This is a genomic window from Microcoleus sp. T3_D1 (assembly GCF_036700405.1).
Taxonomy (GTDB): Bacteria; Cyanobacteriota; Cyanobacteriia; order Cyanobacteriales; family Microcoleaceae; genus Microcoleus.
Window position 1 is genome coordinate 68,814 of record NZ_JAUBOV010000019.1, and the last position, 19,353, is coordinate 88,166.

Genomic DNA, 19,353 nt, shown 5'->3' on the forward strand with positions numbered 1-19,353 from the left:
GGGCGGGCACGGGCCTGGGCGGGCACGGGGCTGGGCGGGCACGGGCCTGGGCGGGCACGGGGCTGGGCGGGCACGGGGGCACCGCCCCTACAAAATCCTGGTTTTTCTGAGAAACCGCCCTGCCATTAGTGGGGCTAGAGCCTTTTGAAATCGACTTTTGAGGGTTTTATCTCACTTAATGAGATGTTTTTGAGCATTAGCTTGACAAACTAGAACTTTGCTTGATACATTAATCTCAGTTAGGCGCGGTGGATGTTTCAGAAAGTCGGCGCAGCCGGAGAGCTTTCTGAGTTCAGCGAACCTGAATACAGTTTCCCCCTCAGCTTTGCATAATTTTTGGGTTTGACCCTGGTTAATCAGTAGATGTCGAAACCAGATTTACCTGTGAAAACTGCTGGACTAAAACAACTTACGAGTATCGTTGCTGATTGGAGAGTAAAAGGCCATGTTTAGGTGCGTCAAGTTGATAACCGCTTTACCTACGATCGCGCTTCTGTCTCTTTTCAATCTGTTTCCGAGGGCGATCGCCCAAGAGTATCCGGGGTGTTTTCAATTGAATTCTGAAAGAAAACAGTATGAATCTCTCGATGAGCTTTGTCGATTTCCCAAACCACCTGAAAACACGCGGAAGCCAGACCCTTTTAGGGTTCAGCTCGTGAATGGACTGGAGTTAACTGGATTAGCGATGGAAAATACAGGAACTCAGCGATTTCTTGTAGGGCGGTTAACCAACAAGCAAAGTAAGACGGCTAAAGTTCGGTCTATCAGCGTTCAATTTATCGATAAACGAGACGGAGCAGTAGTCGAATTTTTGACTGTTCGGCTTGGCGGTGTATTAGCTCGCAATCAGGGTTATGAATTCAGGAGCATCATGGACAATGCTCTTCAACTAGGCGATCGCAGTAACAATGATTTGTCAATCAAGTTTTTGGAGTGGGACTAGGTAAGATCCTAGAGATCAAACTTAAACCCATACCAAATCATTCAATAAATTAGAAAAAATTAATGAAATGAGTAAATAAATTTTTGGGCTGGTTTCATTGAATCCCTTTGTTAAACGGAAGTCAAGACCCAAAAACCCAATTCTCGGATTTTTAATTCCTCTATATACAGACTAGGAGCGACATTATGGACGAGTTTGTTAGGAAAGCTGCTGGACTAGGATTGCCTGTAATTTTACTTCTAATTGTGATGGCAACTACAGGTTTTGCAGGAGCGGCCGCAATTACGACGGCTTTGGCAATGTTAGGTGGACCAGCAGGAATGTTCGGTGGCATTGCTTTGCTAGGCATCATCGGTTTAGCGACAGAAATGTTATCTAAGTACGGTCTTGAAGCGCTGTTAATTGGAATTTACAGGCAGCGCATTCAAAATGGAGAATCTCATGCTGCAATTTGCAAAGAAATCCGCCAATTACCAATATCGGGAGATTTGAGGCGGAGACTTGGGGAAGAGTTTGGGTTTTAGTAAACATGAGATGAGCAATTTTATTTGTAAATTGCCCAAGATAGATCGCTGCTAATTGCTTAGAGAATCAAATAGGAGGAACAGATGGAGAGCGAATTGATTGGAGAGGTTAGATTACGCAACTGCCACCTAGTCTACCGTGAAGGCTCAAACTATCGAGTAGATGTGATTAAGGATCAAAGACCTACAATCGTATTTACAAAAAACATTACTTGTGAAGTAGTGGAGTATTTGTACAATCAACTCAAGGGACATCAAGTTAATAAAGATGAAGCAGCAGATGTCCTCAAACCAGTTGCCAGCAAGTTAGATTTACCTTACAGCTATGGCCATCAGCTTGCCTATTATACGCAGGAGGTTTTAGTGGTACTTGTGGCGATAGGTAGAGCAAGTTTGAGTCAACAAATAGGTCGAGGTTGTTGTTATACAATTCTTCGGACGTGCTAAATCCTAAAAGGAGGCGATCTAATAGCTTTTCCGAACTGCCAAGAGACAATAAATATGAAATCTAATCAACTCATCCAAATCAGCGGTACACCTGGTCAAATTGTGGGGATTGTTCCCGTTCAAAGTAATGGCACAATTACGGTTAAATTGGCTGGCGAAATGTTACAAATCAGCTCGGAATCTTTTTTTGGATTAGAAACAAAAGAGGTGTTTATTCCGATTGAGGATGTTAGAGCGATTGAAACAGGAGAGGGTTGTACTTGGTGGCTGTTTTGGTTAGGAATTCCGACTCTCAGTATTTTTATCGGTGTTGTCTTTATTATTCTTGCCTTCATTGTCAAACAGCGGTATCTGACTATTTACAGCAGTCGGGTTAATGTGATAGTATTTCACAGGAAGGGAGAAAAAGTGGCTCAGTTTAGAACTGGTGTTTTAGAGGCTCGCTATTCTAAGTCTCTGGCGATCGCTAAACCGCCCATGCCACCACCGCCATCACGTCCTTTGAATATTTGATTCAAGAGAGTAGATATCATATCAAATCCGCGCTTGATCGTCGGGCGTAAAATCGAGTAGACCTCTTGCAAAAATCCTTTCATCAATTAATGGGACGGGCAAGATGCCCGTCCCACAAGAGTTATTTTTCTTGTGGGATGGGCATCTTGCCCGTCCTAATTATTTTTGCAAGAGGTCTAGTCAACATTCAACACTCAACCATCATTGAGTTTTGCGACCCCGATTTAACAGTTAACAATTAACAGTCAACTATTATGAGGAGTGCAACCGGAATTGATATCATAATCCAAATGTCCTGAGTTTATGGTGCTCAGCAAAATAAAAATGCTCGTGGTGCGGGCCCCATATCCCGGATGAGGAAGACGCTTATACTCTCATTTCTACCACAAATCCAGGAGAGCCAATCTTTTATAAAAAACCGGATTTTTTAGAGTAAGTCTTATTTAAATTAACAAAACTACGCCTGCTGTTGCTAGCAATAACAGAATTCCGGCTGCACCTGCTAGCGGTTTCGCTGCTATTCCTGTAATCCATTCTGGTACGGTAGAAGTAGGTTTAATTGCGCCTTCTGTATCTACGGTAGTTATACCCCAAATCCAAGCTGCGTGAATGCCGATCGCCAATCCTAAACTGCCATTGTCGGCGATGCGGGCTAATGTTAAAACCATCCCCATCAGCCACAATCCTGGCAGTTGCGGTAGAGTTTCTTTGGCGGCCCAAATTAGGTGGGCGATCGCGAAAATGAAACTGGCGATCGCTGCTGCGATTAGCACTGAGTAATCTTGCTGGAGGATTGTTTGCAAGCAGCCGCGAAAGATTAACTCTTCTGTGGCGCTAATCCACAGTCCTAATAACAGAGTCAGCAGACTAGCAGGGTTAAAAATTAAAGTCCAAACATTAATTTTTTGTTCGCCTGTTTCTGTGGAAGTTTCGCTTTTTTTTAGCTCGACCCAGCCTGCGGTTAATTGCAGACCGAATAAAATTACTAAGCTGATTATTCCTAATCCTAATCCCCGCATTAATGACCTCAAAACTGCGGGTTTCCAATCCCAACCCCAGTGGGCAAAAGATGCGTTTTCGATCCAACTTGTCGCCCATAAAATGAAGGGGACAATCACGTAGAGGGAAGCTAGTAAAGGTAGTTTTTTGTTCCCCAGGGGTTGGGGTGGATGCCATTTGAGGGCGATCGCCAGCACAATCGCTGCGGGAAGCCACACAACAATCCAAGTCGAGAAAAAGAAGATTATTTTAACAAGGGCTGGTATTGACGGCGACATCAATTGCAGGTTGTTTATACTATTCCACATTTAAGGAGTTGCAACTATACTACTGTTGGCTGTTGGCTGTTGGCTGTTAACTGTTAACTAATGACTGTTAACTAATGACTACTGCCAACTGCCAACTGCCAACTGACTACTGCCAATTGACTACCGATCGAGCTTGCGCTGAATTTGCCTCAAAGATTGGTACATTTCGGGCAAGCGGTTGTAAACGGCTGCGGCTTTGAGAAAGAGTTTGTGGGGAATTGCTGGAACGCCCGTCACGATCGCACCTGCGGGCACGTCGCTGTGAATTCCGGCTTTAGCAGTGGCGATCGCCCCATCTCCGATTTTGGCTTGATTAGCAATTCCTACTTGACCTGCCAAAATTACATTGTTGCCAATTTTTACTCCGCCAGCCATGCCAACGTGAGCGGCAAACGCGCAATTTTTCCCGACTTGACAGCCATGACCTACCTGCACTAAATTGTCGATTTTTGTATTCTGGCCGATGCGGGTTTCTCCGACAGCGGGCCTGTCGATCGTGCTGTTGCAGCCAACCTCAACGCCCTCTTCTAATACAGTGCAGCCAGACTGCTCCATTTTCACCCATCCTGTGGCTGTCGGCACGAACCCAAAACCTTCGGAACCGATCGCCGCACCGCTGTGAATCACGCAATTTGCCCCGATGCGAGTACGTTCGTGAATCACACAATTAGCGTGTAAAACAGTGCCTTCGCCTATTTCCGCATCTGGGTAAATTACGACATTTGGGTGAAGGCAAACGTTGCTGCCAATTTTGACTTTTGCTTGAATAACGACGTTGGGGCCGATATAGACATTTTCACCAATTTCTGCTGAGGGGTGAACGACGGCTGAGGAATGAATTTCGGATGCTGGGCGAAACGGTTGATAGAAAATGGCGATCGTTTCAGCAAATAACAATCGCGGATCTGCTGCGGCAATCCAAGCAATGTTGCGATCGTCACATTGAGCTTGGAGGCTTTCATCTAAGGGTAAAATTAAAGCCGAAGCATTTGTAGTGGCTGTATGAGTGGCAAATTTAGCACCTTCTATGTAACTGATAGTACCGGGTGCAGCTTCATCAACTGGGGCAGCGCCAGTAATTTCGGGATCGGTAGCAACCGACGCTGTGAGGGTGCGACTGGTGGCTAAGTTAAGTTTTTGTACTATTTCGCTAAACTTCATCTCTAAAAAAATTTGTTGTTAACACAGATGGATTATCAGAAAATTTGGGTAGAAACCCCGTCCTTTTAGGACGGCTTTACTGGTATAATTTGAGTGGTCAATGACCCACCCGTGACGATGGAGACATAAACCCTAACACCAAAGCTTGCAACAATTGCAACGGGGAAGAAAAATCGGTAGACCGGGAAAAGAGGATGGGGCAATGGTAAACACCCCCAGAATCAAATAGTATACAAGAATTCCTTTTGGTATTCGACACGTAAAAACCGCAGGGCTTGCGGGGTTAGTCTGTGGAGCGAGCATAAGACCAAATCTCATTGAGGGTGGAGGCCGCTGCTAAGAAGCAGAAAGGTTCAAGAAGTGATTCTTGGAATCACCGTGCCTTTAGGTAGGTGAGGATGTCAAAGTTAAAATTACCAGCTTTGGAGCACGATCTGAGCAGTTGCCATTGAAAAAACAAAAACCCCGATTTCTTGAAGAAGTCGGGGTTGTAGCGCTAGATTATTTTTGGCAATTATTTTACAGAAACTGCATCTACGTCAACGGTGCTGCCTTGGGCTTCAGAATAATGGGCACCGGTGGCTTCGGATGCTGATGCTGTCTCTGTTTGGCGAGATTTAAAGTAGTCGATCGCCATTTGGGACACTTCGGAAATCAGCAAGACTGCGATCGCCACATCGTCAATTTGTCCGACGACGGGGAGAAAGTCTGGGGCAATGTCGATCGGGCTTACCAGATATGCCAGCGTTCCCAGAATAATCCACCAGCGGTACTTGGGGTTGCGGAGGGTGTCGCGGTACCAGTTGTAAACAGATTGTATAGAAAAGTTCATCAGGTTGTCCTCTACTTATATTTTCCATCTTGACAAATTGTCGCTCGAAATGCTTGTGGAGATATCCCCCCTAGGGTTGGCAAGAGACTTCTACCTGGGAGTATAGGGAATTGGGGAGGGAGAAGTTGTCAATCGATTTTAGATTTTAGATTTTAGATTTTAGATTTTAGATTAAAGAATTGAAGCATTGACTTGCGCGAGATAAATTCGGGGGCTCCTTTATCGGATACAGGTTTTTTATTTCTGGACGGATGAATCACGTGGCGGGTATCCTGGATGCTTGATTGTCAAGCTGTGTCGGAAGGGCGGGGACTCTTGGTAACGGCCCTACAGAAACCTGACAGATGAACGCCGATGGGATTTATCTGTGTTTATCTGCTGTTTAAAAGCATCTTCATCTATTATATCATGTCCGATCGATCGCGCATAATACACAGGCCGGGGCGGGTTTTTGAGATTGTCGGTTTTTGGCAAATATTATTGGTGAACCCGCCCCTACAGCAATGATGGTAATCGACCGGACATGATATTAGTTGTATATCGTGATTAAAGCAAGTTACTCAAATTGGGATTTTTTAACCGCAGATGTCAGCAGATAAACACAGATAAACGCTGATGGGATTTATCTGTGTTTATCTGCTGTTTAAAAACATCTTCATATCTCTGACTCACGAATTTTGAAAGATCCATTTTTGGTCGCCGATCGCAATTTCGCAGCCGTTTGGTAGCCAAAAAGGCTCGTTAGCAGCCAGCCTCTGCCCACCCACAAAAGTGCCGTTGGAACTGCCGCTATCGACAAGCTGATATCGCTGTTTGCCAATTTCGTCAGTGGCGCGGCGGATTTGAGCGTGGTAGCGCGAACTTTGCGGGTCTTGTAATACTAAAGTGTTGGTTGGTTCGCGTCCAATTGTAAAGGGATTGGCTGTTAGGGCGATCGCTTCTCCAGAAAGTTTGTAGATTAAATATGCGGTTGTTTGGCGATCGCTGCTTGCGAGTACGGTTGGTGCAAGTTGGGGAGGATTTCTCCCAGCAGGGAGACTGTTTTGAGCAAGTTGTTGTGTTAGTTGTTGTAAATCGCGATCGAACCCCGCTGCTGTGTCAGAAGCTGGAAGACTCGCAGGAGAATTACCTGAAATTAAGTTTAACTGCTGTACGGGAGATTGAGGAACAATCGGACGGCCTGCTTCGGCAATTCTCATTTGCAGGGCGGCGGCATTTTCTGCTTCTTGTCGGGCACTCATTCCCTCAACTTGGCGAATAACTCCATTGGTTTCGGGAAAGCTGACATCGCCAATTCGCACGTCTTCTAAGTTAAAACCTAGGGTATAAAAATCTTGGACGCGATCGAGCAAATTTTGGCGCAGCAACAGCCGTCCTTGACTGATAAGCTGTTGTAGGGGTATTTGCCCGATAGCTAATCCCATACAATCCTTAACTGCACTTGCTAAAGCACCTATAGGATCGGACAATTCCAAAGCTACCCGTTTCGGATCTATAACTTGATAAATAACGGTCAGAGTGGCATCAATTAAAAACCGATCCTTAGACAAAAAATCTCCGTGCGACTGCACCTCCAAATTGCGGAGTTTGGTGTCTACGAGGACAATTTGACACTGTTCTAGCAGGGGAAGGGCGAAGCTGAAATGCCGCCCGGATTTCAGGGTACGCACGGCGCGGCCGTTTTTGACCAACACACCCGTGTAACCCGCCCCTATAAAGTCCATGCTAAAGCCTGCCCAGCGTTCGGGTGTGACGGTTTGAATTAGTGGAGAAGCGTTGTTCATGGGAGGGAGTTGAGGGAGGGGAGATTCTATTTTTAGGGTAACAAATTGCTGGGGGTGAGCGATCGGGCGGTGTGCCGGTTTCGCAACCTCTATTCTATACTTCTGGACTCCCCGCGATTCAGGCCGGACTGGATCTAGTTTGCATCTAGTTGATGGTGGGGGCGATCGAAATACTGTCCGTAGGGTGCGTCCGATCCTTTAAACCTGTTGAAATCGAAAGAATTAATGTCTAACGCACCCTACAATTTGGTTTAACGGTGACTAAAGGTGAGTGATTTATTGGCTATACTTAAGGCATCATGCTAGGAGCGTAAGTCAGATGAATACGATCGCGATTGCCCTTTCAGATGAGCGCCTCCTGAAGTTACAAAAACTCGCTAACGACTTGAATGTATCGATAGAAGAGTTAGTTTTAATAGGCATCGAAAACTTACTCGCACAGCCAGAAAGTCTTTCACCCAATACTGCTCAAAATATTCTCAACAAAAATGCTGAAATTCCCCTGAGATAGTGGACAAATTTTATGCACTAGCCTCGGATTGAGAAAAAGATGTTGCTGGGCTTTCTTCAACTGCCCAAATGTCTCAGCATCCTGTCTATCAGGAAATTATTAGTATGGGAACACAAATCGTGCCGCTGTTGCTATCGGAACTGAAAAGAAATCCCCTTTACTGGTTATCGGCGTTGAGTGCAATTACGGGTGAAAATCCCATTCAACCAGAACAAAGGGGAAGGGTAAAACAGATGGCATCAGCTTGGATAGATTGGGGGAGAAATCAAGGCTACGCGATTGAAGAGAATGTATAGAAGACCATAATTTGAATTTAAGTAGTCCAATTTGTCTCGCACGGATTATCCAGTTACCAGCCCTAAATCTCAAGAATATAACTGCTTTGCCTCGGCTTCTGAGGAAGACGATCGTTGGTGGCAACCGATACCTGGAGAGCAATTTTATTTGCCTGACGGTGTGCCGCAAGAGGAGATTCTAGAAGCGTATATTCAGGCTTATCAAACGCTGGGATATGAAATTTGTAAGGGCGATCGCGACAAAATAGTAAAATAATCTTAACAATTGAAAAGTAAAACTTAGATTATGTTAAAGTGTAATCGACAAAACTATTTTTGCACCATACCGCACGGGAATCAGTGCCATGTCCATTTCCCAACCAGAAAAGCCACAGTATTTAAAACCGATTAATCCCCCCGATCTTCAAATGCGATCCATCGCCTACAGTTTAGATACTTTAATTCCAGGGATCTACATTTGGCTGGGTGCGCTCAAAATTCGGATTGGGGGTAGCTTGGCAGAAGAAAGTTATCCGGGGACTATTCACAGTCCCATTGGCATTGCTTTAGTATTGCCGGGATATCGCATCTACAGCACTTACCAAGGTAGTTATGACCCTTGATAAGCATAAACTTGACGGCATCCCTCAAATTACTGCAAAAACCTTGCCATCTACCGAATTTGAGTTACTTCTATTGACAGCAGGCTACGGTAAAATGGGTACGGCTCCGGCTCAGGGAAATCGCCTGAAAGTGTGGTGGACTCATTCTACTTTTAGACGCATTGAAGCTATTTACAGTCCTGATGGAACTGTTGCTATTACTGCTTATCACGTTTAGATGTGTAGTTAAACAAACTCAGAAGCTTTTATTGACTCTTTTGATAAGAGAGGGCGATCGCACTTTCGGAAAATAAGGGCGATCGCACTTTAGGAAAAAGAACAATTGCGTTAAACCCACAACATTAGGAAACTGCTTTGAGGTATTGCGTTACAGGCTTCAAATCGATGTCATCGTTGGAAGTCAGTATTTTAAATAAATGACGTGGGATGCCGGCTGCAATCAAAACTTCCAAATCGCGATCGAGCTTTGAGCAGTCCTCATAAATGCCGACTTGCCTGACTTACGCAAGCTAAAGTAGCAGCGAAACATGGATTTGGGACGGGAGACGGGCGATCGCCCTTTTTGTTATTTCGGGCCTAGGGGAGTACTCCTCTTCTACCCTATTTTTTCATTTTGTGTTTCTTAATGCTATTGACTTCGCCTTCTCCATTGCCAGAGCTAAATATTTATCAATTTGCTCAAACCGAGAAGAATTTAATAGTATATTTTCTGAGATAACTTCCTCGCTGTCATAGATAATTTCTAGATGTGCTGGCTTAGAGGAAGAATAGCTAGGATATTGATAACGAACCTTAAGCTCACCATCATCTAAAGGTATCAGCCACCTCCAATATATAGATCCATCCTTTTTGGCTTCCAGTGTCTGTGCCGTAGGAAAGCTATTCAATATCCATCCTCGATCTTCACTCCGTATTTTTTGCATAAAATCTGCGGCTACTTCCATCTGAGGTCTATGTTCAGACGCACCTCTATAGAAATTTGCTTGACTGCTGCGATGAGCAAATGCAGCTTCTTCAGCACTTTTCAAAATTTGTTCTAAAGGTGATGCTCCTTTAATAATATGTACGGCAGAATCCGGAATATCCGCATATCCTTGACTTCTGACAAATAGGTAGTAACGTTTCCGAAGTTCCGCGCCATACAAATCTGTAATCAATAAAGCAAAGAAATAGTCCAAATCATATTGACGGCTGTTCACAGTTTCTCTGTAACCCCTAATGTCACCTTGACTCAATTCTGCTAATCCATTGCAGTGATGAGTATGCCAAGAGCCCAGGTAATTAATATCTTGGTCAAATTTCTCCAACACGCGAAACATTGCTTCTTGATACTCACCATCTGGCATCAAGTGACCTACTGAGTTATTGACACGAGGGCCAGAGTCTATATAAGTTTCTACTCGAATTTTTATCTGATTGCGATTTTGACTGATTTTTCCAACAAACTTTCCACCTTCCTCACGGTTAGAAACTGATACTGCATGACTTATTCGGGCAATAACAGTATCAAAAATTTCAACTGATATGTCTGGATTAGAATGCCTATCATCTGCTCTACCTATTCCAAACAAAGATAAAACTCCCGACATACTAATCCTCCAATTGATGATTGCTAGTAGTGCAGTAGCATACTTTTTGAGGTTTTAAAAGCATTTGCTTTGCTTCAAAATGACTGCGAAATATTCCTGGGGCTGGTCTATTGGCATACACAATCCAGTTACTTTTCAATGTAGGCATTGACTGAGTTGACTCTCTCAGCAAAATAGATAGAGCCATCCTAACTTGAATCAATGCAATCATTTGGATATCAATTGATAGTCCTGATGCACGAAATTCTTTTTCATCAAGACCGTAAATTCTACTTTCTTCATCTTCCGTAAGTCCTAAAGCATCGTCTGATAAGTCAAGTTGATTGAGTTCGGAGAAAAGTTGTAAACACTTGTAACAACCAGTTTGACTTGGAATGTAGCCAAAAATTTCACCTCCTATGCCTGTCCGAAACACGGATGCTGTTACAAAAGGAACTTTCGCTGCCACACACTGGTCACTGACAAACTCTCTGACACTCTTTTTATCTGAACAAGAAAGAACGATATCCGAGCGACGAACCGACTCAATAAAGTTCGGAGATTGCATCACATCCTCTGCAAAAGTTTTAACTTCTACATTGGGATTTCTGTCTTCTATCCACTCCTTTTGTATGTCTACTTTGAGTCGTCCTAAATCTTTACGCATTCTAGGATGCTTGACAAGATTTTCAGATTCCAGAGTATCTGGATCGTAAAGTTCCCAAATCCGAATACCATTCATTACAAGGTGATCGCAAGCTGGTGTGCCACCGCTACCTAAACCCACAACAGTGATCCGCTTATTTGAAAAAATTTCTGGATTAAGTAGATAGCTAATTCTATCAAACTCAAGTGAATAATTTTGATCTTTCATTAGTGTGCTTGCTCTTTTCCTGGCCACTTTTTAGTACGTTGCCAAACATCATATTTGTTGACCCAGATTGCAGCCTTAGATACCATATATGCCAATGAATAGTTTGAAGTCCATTGCTCTGGCTTCATCACACATAAATTGCCACTCATCGGATATCTGTGAGGACAATCAGGTTCAATGGTTCTTTCAAGCAACTTAATCGATGGCATCTTGTAAGGATATTCTAAAGAAATTTCTATGCTAACTAGGTAATAGTTTTCGTCCGCTGTCTTTAAATACCCCTCTACAGCCTTGATAGACCCTTTGGATGCTTTAAAAGCAAACTGTGGATAGTAGCGCTTAATTTTCTCACTCTCAACAGCCATCCTATCTCTAGATAAATCATTTCCGAGAAATATAAGTCCACGATTAATAGCAATATTTGTCATTATTTATTGTTTAATAACTACTTTTGAGGCTAGGCAACTAATACTCACCTTTCGGATCGCGCAGTGCCACTCCTTTTGGAGATTGATTGGGTGGGAGTGGACGAACTACACCATCTGAATCGATTTCTACAAACTCATCTTCTTCTTGAGCGTTAAAGGCTCTTTCTGCCATATTTGCAATTGATCTGCCAACGCCTCTAGCAGCAGCACTAATTACTCCTTCCGTAATTCCATCGACTATATCGTCAAAATCATTTGGCATTTGCTTAACACGTGAAAAACAGCTTGAGCTACTCCTAACTTAGTATTTCCGGCAAAGGCAGCAATTAATCTTGACTTAATTAAGTAACAAAATCTGGAGTTCTTGCCAATTGGCAAGAACTCTGAAAGCTTACTCTGTCAAGCTAACGGTTCCTTAATGCCTTTTTTACCCTAAATCTCTTTAAGAGTCCCTAGCCTGAAAGCGTTAGTTAGTCAAGCTTTGGGTGGTATGATGCCTTGTTAGTCCAAAGAAGCTGAACTTGAGTAGCTATTACGATGATAAACTCAGTATACTCAGATAGCAACTAGCCAAAGCTATAACTTTAGTTAGGCTATAGCTATCAACTAAGCGAGACATACTGCGATGACATCCAGCGACGAGATGTTTGCCGAGGCTGCGAATAACTGGGACTTGGAAAGGCTCTACAAAGCTATGGCAGAAGCCAAGTGGCAAGTCTCTCCTCGTGCGAGAAAGGGACTTACAGAACGGGAAAAGCTTTTTCTCCGAGGTTTGCTCTGCGGCCACAGTCCTGCTGAAATAGCTAGCCAACTCCATCAAAGTCGTAAAGGTGTTGAGGTTTATGTATCTAAAACTTTATATCAATACTTTAAAAAAATTACAGATGTACCTAACGAAAAGGTAAGCAACTGGAGAAATATTCATAACTGGCTAGAGGAAGCTGGATATAAAACTATGCCCTCTGTTAAATCTCACTCAAACAATTATTTACCCCAATCTCCATTAGTAAATATAGTTAATATAAGTTTGAACAATCAAAGTCATTCAATAACAATTGACATTCACCTTCAACTAACATTACCTTCGCTTTCAGAAGCAACAATGACAGAAGACATGGATACAAAAGATCGCCCCTCAACAAACCAATCTAACTGAAGGCGTGAAGCGCCGCTATCCCGTAGGGAATCGCCTACAATAGAATCACCACCCCTCATCTGAAACACCATGCAAATTGTTTTGCCTCCTGAAGTCGAAGCCAGGAGTGCAGCGCTTTCCTCACCAGCGGCAAATACAACAGCGCGATCGACGTTATCCTTGCAGCCATTAAACTACTCGAACAACAGCAAGATATTTATCAAGGACGACTGCAAGAACTCCAACGAGACGCACAGATTGGACATCTTGCATCCCAACGCGGTGAAGTCGTAGACGGTGCAACCGCAATGGCACAAATTCGAGCTAATTTGCGTAGGCGTAGCCAGCCGTAGGCATCGCGCGATCGAGAGTACAACTGACTAAAAAGGAATATACTCAACAGCATTCATCCATTCATCAGAGTCCGAGGCTAAAGCAATCACTTCCAAATCCTTAACAAACTGTCCGATTGTACCGCCTAGCTGATGTCCAAATATCAAACCAGCAAACTGTTTTTCCTGACGCTGCCAATCTTGAGCCATTGCCCTAAAACGGATATCTTGAGTAAACAATACTCTCCCTAACTGAGTGGCACGTTCCAAAAGTTCGTCATCCGGCAATTCTGTCCCACCATCTTCGATCGCAGTCAAAACATCCACGCCACGACGGCGCAACTGCTCGGTAATTGCTTGCGGAATGTGAACGTCCATGTACAGAGCGATCGCCACTTACAACAACCCCTTAGCACGCATTCTCACGAAAAATGGTGAAGGCGAAAGCAGAGATTTTTCCTGTTGTACCTGCTCCCATTCCGTCCGAATCTCCTGCTCAATTTCAGCTTGAAAGTCGAAGTAATAAGCCATTGCTGCATGAGCCTCCGACTGCATCAAATAAGGATGCTGGCGGCACATCTCTTCCACTGACCAACCGTAAGCTAGATAATCCATCACAATCTGAGCAACCCGCACGCGGGGTATCCGCTGCAACCGTGCGGGTTGACCCGCTACTTTCTCGATATGAGGATAAATTAAAGCTGATGTCATTGCTTTTTGGATCTATCTCTACAGGATATTAGCATAAATAGTATTATAACAGTCAACAAAAATCAAAAGAATTAAACAAAGCGATCGCCCTTTCATTCCCAAAAGCGAGATCCCTTGTGACAAGACATTATAAGTGCGATCGCAACAGCCTAAGCAACACCATAGCTCGTAAACGGTCTTGCGTAGGGAGGCTGAAGACCCAAAACAATATCCTCCCGCGCCACACCCATCAGCACTAACTCCTCAGCAATCAGTTCATCAGTTTGATTGCGTTGAATCCAGACTTTTTCATTTCGGATATCTAAGTGTATCGGGCAACTATAAATCCGATTGTGACCGTCCCAACCTAAATCTAATATCTGATAATGGTCATGTTCGGTGTCAAACAATACCTGAATTTCAATGTCGCCCTTGATTGGTTTAGTCTTGCTATATTCCATCAGGAAAGTGCGAACAATCTGCCGATATTTAGCTAATCGATCCATTCCACAATCACCTCTTAATCTGGTGGTTTCTCTGTAACTCGGTCTTTCCAGTATCCTGGTTCTCGATTGCAGTGCATTACTGCCACAATTAAAATAAAATCATCCTCTATTGTGTAGAGAATTCCATAAGGAAACTTTCGCGTTAGGCAACGGCGAATATCTTCATCAACTATCGGCGAACGAGTTGGAGATTCGACAAGACGGAAGATAGCATCTTCAACGGCATTAATAAAAGCTTGCGCTAATTCAACTCGACGCTCTGTATAAAATTGGACAGCTTGAGCATATTCAGTTAATGCGGCCGGGTGAAAAACGTACCTCATTGTGCTATAATCTGCCTAATCTGAGCTAACGCTTCTTCTCCTGGAATTGGCTCAACCATACCGCTTCGTATTTCGTCGCGACGCTGCTTAGCTTCCACAGTCCACAACTTTTGAACTCTTCCGTCTATATCAAATTCAAGACTCTCAACTAGCCTCTCTGCTAACTGCGCTCTCAACGCATTTGGCAAAGATAAAGCTTCTTTCATCAGTCGCTCAATTGATAGCATAATGGTATCCAAACTAAAATCGCTAAATAGTTAAGTTGAAAAGGCAGCACATTGTACAATCTTGTTTGATTATAGCCTAAGTCGGGGCGGGTTTATTAGATTACTGGTATTAGGTCGAGATTGTTGGTAAAACCCGCCCCGACGCGCTCGCAAATTATTCGATCGCGAATCAACCTTTTATATCGTGCCTGTTAGCTTCGGTTGAAAAGTGTTTTTGATGCTGTAGGGGCGGGTTCACCAACAATAATTGCCTGTAATCGACAATCTCATAAACCCGCCCCCACCCAATGATAAATCGCAATCTACCTCTTTCTTGATACAAGATGAACATACATAAATGCCATCATGTCCACCTACCTACCGCACCAAAAACGCCGCACACTCAACATGAGAAGTCTGAGGAAAGAAATCCGCCGGCTGCACCCGCGCTAACTTATAATCCCCATTCTCGCACAAAATCTTCAGGTCGCGAGCCAAAGTAGCAGGCTTGCAGCTAACATAAACAATACGATTTGGTTTGATTTCCTTGATAGCTTCCAAAACCGCGCGATCGCACCCTTTCCTCGGCGGATCTAGCAGCACAATATCCGGTGTCAATCCCAAGGATGGCAGCAAACTCTCTACAGTTCCGGTGTGAAAATCGACATTTCTCACATCATTCAACTCAGCATTTAATTGGGCTTGTTCGATCGCCGCCGGTTGCACTTCTAAACCTATGGCTATTTTTACTTGTTTTGCCAGGGGTAAAGTAAAAGTACCAATTCCGCAGTAAGCGTCAACCAAAATCTCGTTTCCCTGCAAATTCAATTCCCCTACCATCACCTCTAACAACGCTTCAGCCGCCTCTGTATTTACCTGAAAAAAAGTATCTGCTCTTAGCTGAAATTTCAAACCCGCAAAACTTTCTCGCAGATAAGAACGACCAGCAATGCAGCGAGTTTCGGAACCAAAAATCACATTAGTTTGAGCGGGGTTTATATTCAAACAAACACCTACCAGTTGAGGATATTGTTTCAGCCACTCTGATGCTTGCTCTTCGAGTCCCGGCAACTCTCCAGTGCGAACTATTAAAGTTAGCAGCATCTCGCCGGTGCGCCGTCCGATTCGCAAGGACAAGTGACGCAATTCTCCTGTATGTTTCTTTTCGTCGTAGACTTGCCAATCGCGCCAGTGGATGTCTTCTTTGACTTCTTTTAACAAAGGATTGAGGCGCGGGTCTTGCACCGGACACTGATTGAGATTGACTAATTTGTGGGTGCTTTTTTGATAGTAACCTGCTTGGACTTGACCTGTTGCAGATATTGCCACGGGATAAGTCGCTTTGTTGCGGTATCCCAAAAATTGGGGAAATCCCTCGATTTTTCCCGTTAAAATTTCATCCACTTGGGGATTGCTAAATCCGCCAATCCGTTCTAAGGCTTGAATGATTTGATTTTGCTTGGCTGCAAGCTGATATTGATAATCTACGTGCTGCCACTGACAGCCGCCGCACTTGTCGGCGACAATGCAATTAGCTCGGATGCGGTGTTCGGATGCTTCCAGAAGTGTGTCCAGCTTGCCTGTAGCATAGGTGGATTTGACTTGCACGAGGCGGACAAGGACTCGATCGCCCGTTACGGTATCAGGCACAAACACTACTAACTCACCAAAACGACCAACTCCGTCGCCGGTGTCTGTCAAGTCGGTAATCTCTATCTCAATCAGTTGACCTTGCTGGCAAGGGTTTGCCAATTTCGTCGAGTTTGGGGTCGGGAATTTAGATTTGGTCACAAGTAGTCGTGGTAGGATTTAATATGGTAATGCAATATCGCTCTCTCTTTCCTGAGATAAGTCGTAGCGAAGCGGGGCTCCATCCATCGCACTCAAGCTCAATAGCAGGCCGTATTCCTGCTGCTGAACGTCTTGCTGCTAAAGCCAAGCTTCAACCTGCAAGTCAAGCCTGCCGTGAGTTGCCTCGATCGATCCTGTGCGATATGCTGTTGGGGCGAGCTAGCAAAAACTCGTTAAACAGTCAAAGTGTCTGCCGACATCAAAACTCTCAATCGCAGTTTTTGAGTTTTTCCCGCAGTACCCTGGAACACAGGGAAACGGGCTTGAACATCAAGCATAACGTTTCCGGAGATTTACCCGCTACTTCTAATGTTGATAAATGTTAGAAGCAAAGTAAATCGCCCAACCAAGAATCTCATCTTTAATGGATGAGAATGTCAATTAATCTTACTCTCAAATATCCTCAATTTTTTTGAATAACAATGAGCGTAGTTAGCCAACTAATTCTCCAAGCCGACGACGAACTTCGCTATCCCAGTACCGGCGAACTTCAAAGCATCAAAGATTTTTTTAAAACCGGAGAACAGCGGGTGCGTATTGCTACTGCGCTGTCTGACAGTGAGAAAAAAATTGTTGAAGAAGCTAGCAAAAAACTCTGGAAAAAACGCCCTGACTTTATCTCCCCCGGAGGTAATGCTTACGGCCAACGCGAACGGGCTTTGTGTCTGCGCGACTACGGCTGGTACTTGCGCCTGATTACCTACGGTATCTTGGCGGGTGACAAGGAGCCGATCGAAAGCATCGGTTTGATTGGCGTTCGGGAAATGTATAATTCTCTCGGCGTTCCTGTTCCTGGCATGGTCGAAGCTATCCGCTGTTTGAAGGAAGCTTCTTTGGCTTTGCTCAATCAGGATGATGCTAAGGAAGCAGCTCCTTATTTTGATTATATCGCTCAGGCAATGTCTTAATTGCTTTGGCGATCGCTTTCATGAATGTGGCGGAGCATTCGCGGGTGATTTTTGGGGTGATTTTATCTCGCAATTGCTCGCAAATGTTTCGCTTCTGTTTTTTAGCAAGGAAGAGTTGACAGTTGACAGTTGACAGTTGACAGTTGACAGAATCAAAGGCAAGGGTTTGAGCAATTAACAGCGTCCTCACGGTTGGGTGCGGTTGCTAGTGTTAGGAAATCTGCTTGATTTCGGCTAGGAAGCAATGCTGTTTAAGCTTTCCCAGATGTTGAGTTCGTCTTGTTTTTCAATGCACATTTGATTTAAAAAGTCAAGTGTTTTTGGGAGATATTGTTTTTTGAATTTCCGGCTGTCGTACTGAATGGATGTTTTGAGCTGCGAGAGTTCTCCAAGGGTGGGGCAGGTTTGGATATGATGGGCGATCGCATTTTGCCATTCTTCCAGCCTGCGGTAGCTGACAAACAGGCCGCCTCTATCCCGATGGTGGACGAAAACCACGAAAGCCCATGATTCGACTCGCTTAATCAGGTTTTGGCTGATTTTGAGCATTTGGGCGATCGACCTGACGGTGATGCGGAGCTTTTTCGAGGGTTGGATGCGGCGAAATAGTGGTGTCATGGCTGTATACTCAGGGCTTGAGAGGCAAGTTCTGTTTAGACTCAATTACATCTTACTCTATATCAGATTCTTATCTCACTTGTGCAACAATATTTAATGGAAACTCAGATGTTGTTCGTACAACCCTCAATCATTGATGCTGTGCTAGTTTGAGAGTTAATGTAGGTGGAAAAAATGTCAGCACTCTCTAACAACGCTGTGGTAGACAATCGGCAGGAATTGCGTCCCGTTCGCTTCACGGAGACGGGGCGGATGCGTTTGGGCAAGATGTTAAAGGCTGCAAGACAGACAATAGGTTGGTCTGTTAGCGAAACACAGTTCAAAACAAGGGGGTACGAAGAGGCGCTGTTCACAGCGACAAATCAACCCGTCCCCAAAGATGTGGGTATCAGTGCCGCAACAGTCAACCGTTACGAACGTGGGAAGCTGGATAATTTGGATTGGCGATCGCTCTCTCTGTTATGCTTTGTCCTCAAGCCGATCGATCCGGTGACAGGAGAGGCCCTGGAACCGACAAATGCGCTTTACATCGCGTGCGAACATCCGCCCTACAACGATGCGAAGCTCTACGACTAGATTATTTGCAGATAGGTGATGACTGATGGTGCTAGCAGAAGCTAAGCCAGAAAAAGAATACTTGAGACGGAGATTTACTGATACCGGGCTGCGGCGGTTGGGTAAATTCCTGCGATCGTGGCGGGAAGCTAGGGGCTGGAGCGTTCACGAACTGAGCGAAAAGACCAAGCAGCATGAGGCTCAATTTTATAATCTAGGGGGAGAGCGTTTGCCGAAAGTTTTGGGGGTCAGCATTGCAGGCATTTCGAGAATCGAAAATGGCTATTACAACAAGCCTGCACCCGATATTTTGTGGCTGTTCCTCGATGTTCTCGAACCAGTTCACCCGGTTGAAAAGCGGTTGGTTACTCTAGAAGACTTACTGTTGATCGGAACAGAATTTTGGAACCCAAACGTCGAGGCGTAGGATTGACTTAAG

30 protein-coding genes are annotated in these 19,353 nt (G+C 44.4%); 15 read left to right on the forward strand and 15 right to left on the reverse strand.

Going from position 1 to position 19,353, the window contains the following annotated elements; all coding sequences use genetic code 11:
* Positions 1-445 precede the first annotated feature (445 nt).
* The 4 genes from QT992_RS11180 to QT992_RS11195 all read left to right on the forward strand — a co-directional run bounded on the left by QT992_RS11180 (position 446) and on the right by QT992_RS11195 (position 2,427).
* On the forward strand, positions 446-943 hold the full coding sequence (locus tag QT992_RS11180; RefSeq protein ID WP_333342856.1) for a hypothetical protein: 498 nt from the start codon (positions 446-448) through the stop codon (positions 941-943).
* Positions 944-1,128: 185 nt separating this feature from the next.
* Positions 1,129-1,467, forward strand: coding sequence for a hypothetical protein (locus QT992_RS11185; protein WP_333245729.1), 339 nt, complete (start codon positions 1,129-1,131; stop codon positions 1,465-1,467).
* Positions 1,468-1,551: 84 nt separating this feature from the next.
* Positions 1,552-1,914: a hypothetical protein gene (locus QT992_RS11190; protein WP_333342857.1), complete on the forward strand. Its 363-nt coding sequence runs from the start codon at positions 1,552-1,554 to the stop codon at positions 1,912-1,914.
* 54 nt (positions 1,915-1,968) lie between these two features.
* Positions 1,969-2,427, forward strand: a complete 459-nt coding sequence (locus QT992_RS11195) for a hypothetical protein (RefSeq protein ID WP_333204951.1) — start codon at positions 1,969-1,971, stop codon at positions 2,425-2,427.
* A gap of 443 nt (positions 2,428-2,870) precedes the next feature.
* On the opposite strand, the gene QT992_RS11200 is transcribed toward QT992_RS11195, so the two are convergent.
* The 4 genes from QT992_RS11200 to QT992_RS11215 form a co-directional block, all read right to left on the reverse strand.
* A complete protein-coding gene (locus QT992_RS11200; protein ID WP_333342858.1) occupies positions 2,871-3,734 on the reverse strand; it encodes a CPBP family glutamic-type intramembrane protease in 864 nt (287 codons plus the stop codon).
* Between the two features lie 120 nt (positions 3,735-3,854).
* Positions 3,855-4,895, reverse strand: coding sequence for a UDP-3-O-(3-hydroxymyristoyl)glucosamine N-acyltransferase (gene lpxD, locus QT992_RS11205; RefSeq protein WP_333342859.1), 1,041 nt, complete (start codon positions 4,893-4,895; stop codon positions 3,855-3,857).
* A 514-nt stretch (positions 4,896-5,409) separates the two neighbouring features.
* Entirely contained in the window at positions 5,410-5,727 is a 318-nt protein-coding gene (locus QT992_RS11210; protein WP_333229034.1) for a YkvA family protein, read from the reverse strand.
* Between the two features lie 668 nt (positions 5,728-6,395).
* Entirely contained in the window at positions 6,396-7,511 is a 1,116-nt protein-coding gene (locus QT992_RS11215) for an SPFH domain-containing protein (protein ID WP_333340909.1), read from the reverse strand.
* Between the two features lie 319 nt (positions 7,512-7,830).
* Here QT992_RS11215 and QT992_RS11220 point away from each other — a divergent pair, with 319 nt between their 5' ends.
* The 5 genes from QT992_RS11220 to QT992_RS11240 all read left to right on the forward strand — a co-directional run bounded on the left by QT992_RS11220 (position 7,831) and on the right by QT992_RS11240 (position 9,137).
* Positions 7,831-8,022, forward strand: a complete 192-nt coding sequence (locus tag QT992_RS11220; RefSeq protein ID WP_333340912.1) for a DNA-binding protein — start codon at positions 7,831-7,833, stop codon at positions 8,020-8,022.
* A gap of 68 nt (positions 8,023-8,090) precedes the next feature.
* Positions 8,091-8,318: a hypothetical protein gene (locus tag QT992_RS11225; RefSeq protein WP_333340914.1), complete on the forward strand. Its 228-nt coding sequence runs from the start codon at positions 8,091-8,093 to the stop codon at positions 8,316-8,318.
* 31 nt (positions 8,319-8,349) lie between these two features.
* Positions 8,350-8,574: a DUF7689 domain-containing protein gene (locus QT992_RS11230; protein WP_333340917.1), complete on the forward strand. Its 225-nt coding sequence runs from the start codon at positions 8,350-8,352 to the stop codon at positions 8,572-8,574.
* A gap of 88 nt (positions 8,575-8,662) precedes the next feature.
* Positions 8,663-8,920, forward strand: a complete 258-nt coding sequence (locus QT992_RS11235; RefSeq protein ID WP_333340922.1) for a hypothetical protein — start codon at positions 8,663-8,665, stop codon at positions 8,918-8,920.
* Positions 8,910-9,137 carry a hypothetical protein gene (locus QT992_RS11240; RefSeq protein ID WP_333340925.1) on the forward strand — a complete coding sequence of 76 codons (228 nt, stop codon included), beginning with the start codon at positions 8,910-8,912 and terminating at the stop codon, positions 9,135-9,137. Before QT992_RS11235 ends, QT992_RS11240 begins: the two co-directional genes overlap by 11 nt.
* A 391-nt stretch (positions 9,138-9,528) precedes the next feature.
* Here the strand turns inward: QT992_RS11240 and QT992_RS11245 are convergent, their stop codons facing one another.
* Genes QT992_RS11245 through QT992_RS11260 form a run of 4 tightly spaced genes read right to left on the reverse strand, consistent with a single transcriptional unit; the run spans position 9,529 to position 12,052 of the window.
* Positions 9,529-10,509 (reverse strand): hypothetical protein, encoded by a 981-nt coding sequence (locus QT992_RS11245; protein ID WP_333340928.1) that lies wholly within the window; start codon positions 10,507-10,509, stop codon positions 9,529-9,531.
* A 1-nt stretch (position 10,510) separates the two neighbouring features.
* Complete coding sequence (locus QT992_RS11250; RefSeq protein ID WP_333340931.1) at positions 10,511-11,362, reverse strand: ThiF family adenylyltransferase; 852 nt, start codon at positions 11,360-11,362, stop codon at positions 10,511-10,513.
* Positions 11,362-11,790, reverse strand: a complete 429-nt coding sequence (locus QT992_RS11255; RefSeq protein WP_333204980.1) for a hypothetical protein — start codon at positions 11,788-11,790, stop codon at positions 11,362-11,364. Before QT992_RS11255 ends, QT992_RS11250 begins: the two co-directional genes overlap by 1 nt.
* A 37-nt stretch (positions 11,791-11,827) precedes the next feature.
* Positions 11,828-12,052 carry a hypothetical protein gene (locus tag QT992_RS11260; RefSeq protein WP_333286146.1) on the reverse strand — a complete coding sequence of 75 codons (225 nt, stop codon included), beginning with the start codon at positions 12,050-12,052 and terminating at the stop codon, positions 11,828-11,830.
* Positions 12,053-12,415: 363 nt separating this feature from the next.
* On the opposite strand from QT992_RS11260, the gene QT992_RS11265 reads away from it, so the two are divergent.
* Entirely contained in the window at positions 12,416-12,946 is a 531-nt protein-coding gene (locus tag QT992_RS11265; RefSeq protein WP_333340935.1) for a LuxR C-terminal-related transcriptional regulator, read from the forward strand.
* Positions 12,947-13,015: 69 nt separating this feature from the next.
* Positions 13,016-13,219 carry a hypothetical protein gene (locus QT992_RS11270; protein WP_333340938.1) on the forward strand — a complete coding sequence of 68 codons (204 nt, stop codon included), beginning with the start codon at positions 13,016-13,018 and terminating at the stop codon, positions 13,217-13,219.
* Between the two features lie 86 nt (positions 13,220-13,305).
* Here QT992_RS11270 and QT992_RS11275 read toward each other — a convergent pair whose 3' ends face one another.
* The 6 genes from QT992_RS11275 to rlmD form a co-directional block, all read right to left on the reverse strand.
* On the reverse strand, positions 13,306-13,653 hold the full coding sequence (locus QT992_RS11275; protein ID WP_333340941.1) for a DUF5615 family PIN-like protein: 348 nt from the start codon (positions 13,651-13,653) through the stop codon (positions 13,306-13,308).
* Entirely contained in the window at positions 13,654-13,968 is a 315-nt protein-coding gene (locus QT992_RS11280; RefSeq protein WP_106331699.1) for a DUF433 domain-containing protein, read from the reverse strand.
* A 149-nt stretch (positions 13,969-14,117) separates the two neighbouring features.
* The gene (locus QT992_RS11285) at positions 14,118-14,453 is read right to left on the reverse strand and encodes a XisI protein (protein WP_333340944.1); all 336 of its coding nucleotides are present in this window, start codon (positions 14,451-14,453) and stop codon (positions 14,118-14,120) included.
* A gap of 14 nt (positions 14,454-14,467) precedes the next feature.
* Positions 14,468-14,776 (reverse strand): type II toxin-antitoxin system RelE/ParE family toxin, encoded by a 309-nt coding sequence (locus QT992_RS11290; protein WP_333340947.1) that lies wholly within the window; start codon positions 14,774-14,776, stop codon positions 14,468-14,470.
* A complete protein-coding gene (locus QT992_RS11295; RefSeq protein WP_333340950.1) occupies positions 14,773-15,003 on the reverse strand; it encodes an addiction module protein in 231 nt (76 codons plus the stop codon). Before QT992_RS11295 ends, QT992_RS11290 begins: the two co-directional genes overlap by 4 nt.
* A gap of 357 nt (positions 15,004-15,360) precedes the next feature.
* Positions 15,361-16,773, reverse strand: a complete 1,413-nt coding sequence (gene rlmD, locus QT992_RS11300; RefSeq protein WP_333140692.1) for a 23S rRNA (uracil(1939)-C(5))-methyltransferase RlmD — start codon at positions 16,771-16,773, stop codon at positions 15,361-15,363.
* Positions 16,774-16,796: 23 nt separating this feature from the next.
* Between rlmD and QT992_RS11305 the strand changes: the two genes are divergently transcribed.
* Both QT992_RS11305 and QT992_RS11310 read left to right on the forward strand, forming a co-directional pair.
* Positions 16,797-17,159 (forward strand): hypothetical protein, encoded by a 363-nt coding sequence (locus QT992_RS11305; RefSeq protein ID WP_333340953.1) that lies wholly within the window; start codon positions 16,797-16,799, stop codon positions 17,157-17,159.
* Between the two features lie 96 nt (positions 17,160-17,255).
* Complete coding sequence (locus tag QT992_RS11310) at positions 17,256-17,741, forward strand: allophycocyanin subunit alpha-B (protein ID WP_190746013.1); 486 nt, start codon at positions 17,256-17,258, stop codon at positions 17,739-17,741.
* 234 nt (positions 17,742-17,975) lie between these two features.
* Here QT992_RS11310 and QT992_RS11315 read toward each other — a convergent pair whose 3' ends face one another.
* On the reverse strand, positions 17,976-18,359 hold the full coding sequence (locus tag QT992_RS11315) for a hypothetical protein (RefSeq protein WP_333318829.1): 384 nt from the start codon (positions 18,357-18,359) through the stop codon (positions 17,976-17,978).
* 174 nt (positions 18,360-18,533) lie between these two features.
* Between QT992_RS11315 and QT992_RS11320 the strand changes: the two genes are divergently transcribed.
* Positions 18,534-18,935: a helix-turn-helix transcriptional regulator gene (locus QT992_RS11320; protein ID WP_333108046.1), complete on the forward strand. Its 402-nt coding sequence runs from the start codon at positions 18,534-18,536 to the stop codon at positions 18,933-18,935.
* A gap of 25 nt (positions 18,936-18,960) precedes the next feature.
* Entirely contained in the window at positions 18,961-19,341 is a 381-nt protein-coding gene (locus tag QT992_RS11325) for a helix-turn-helix transcriptional regulator (protein ID WP_333318831.1), read from the forward strand.
* Positions 19,342-19,353 lie beyond the last annotated feature (12 nt).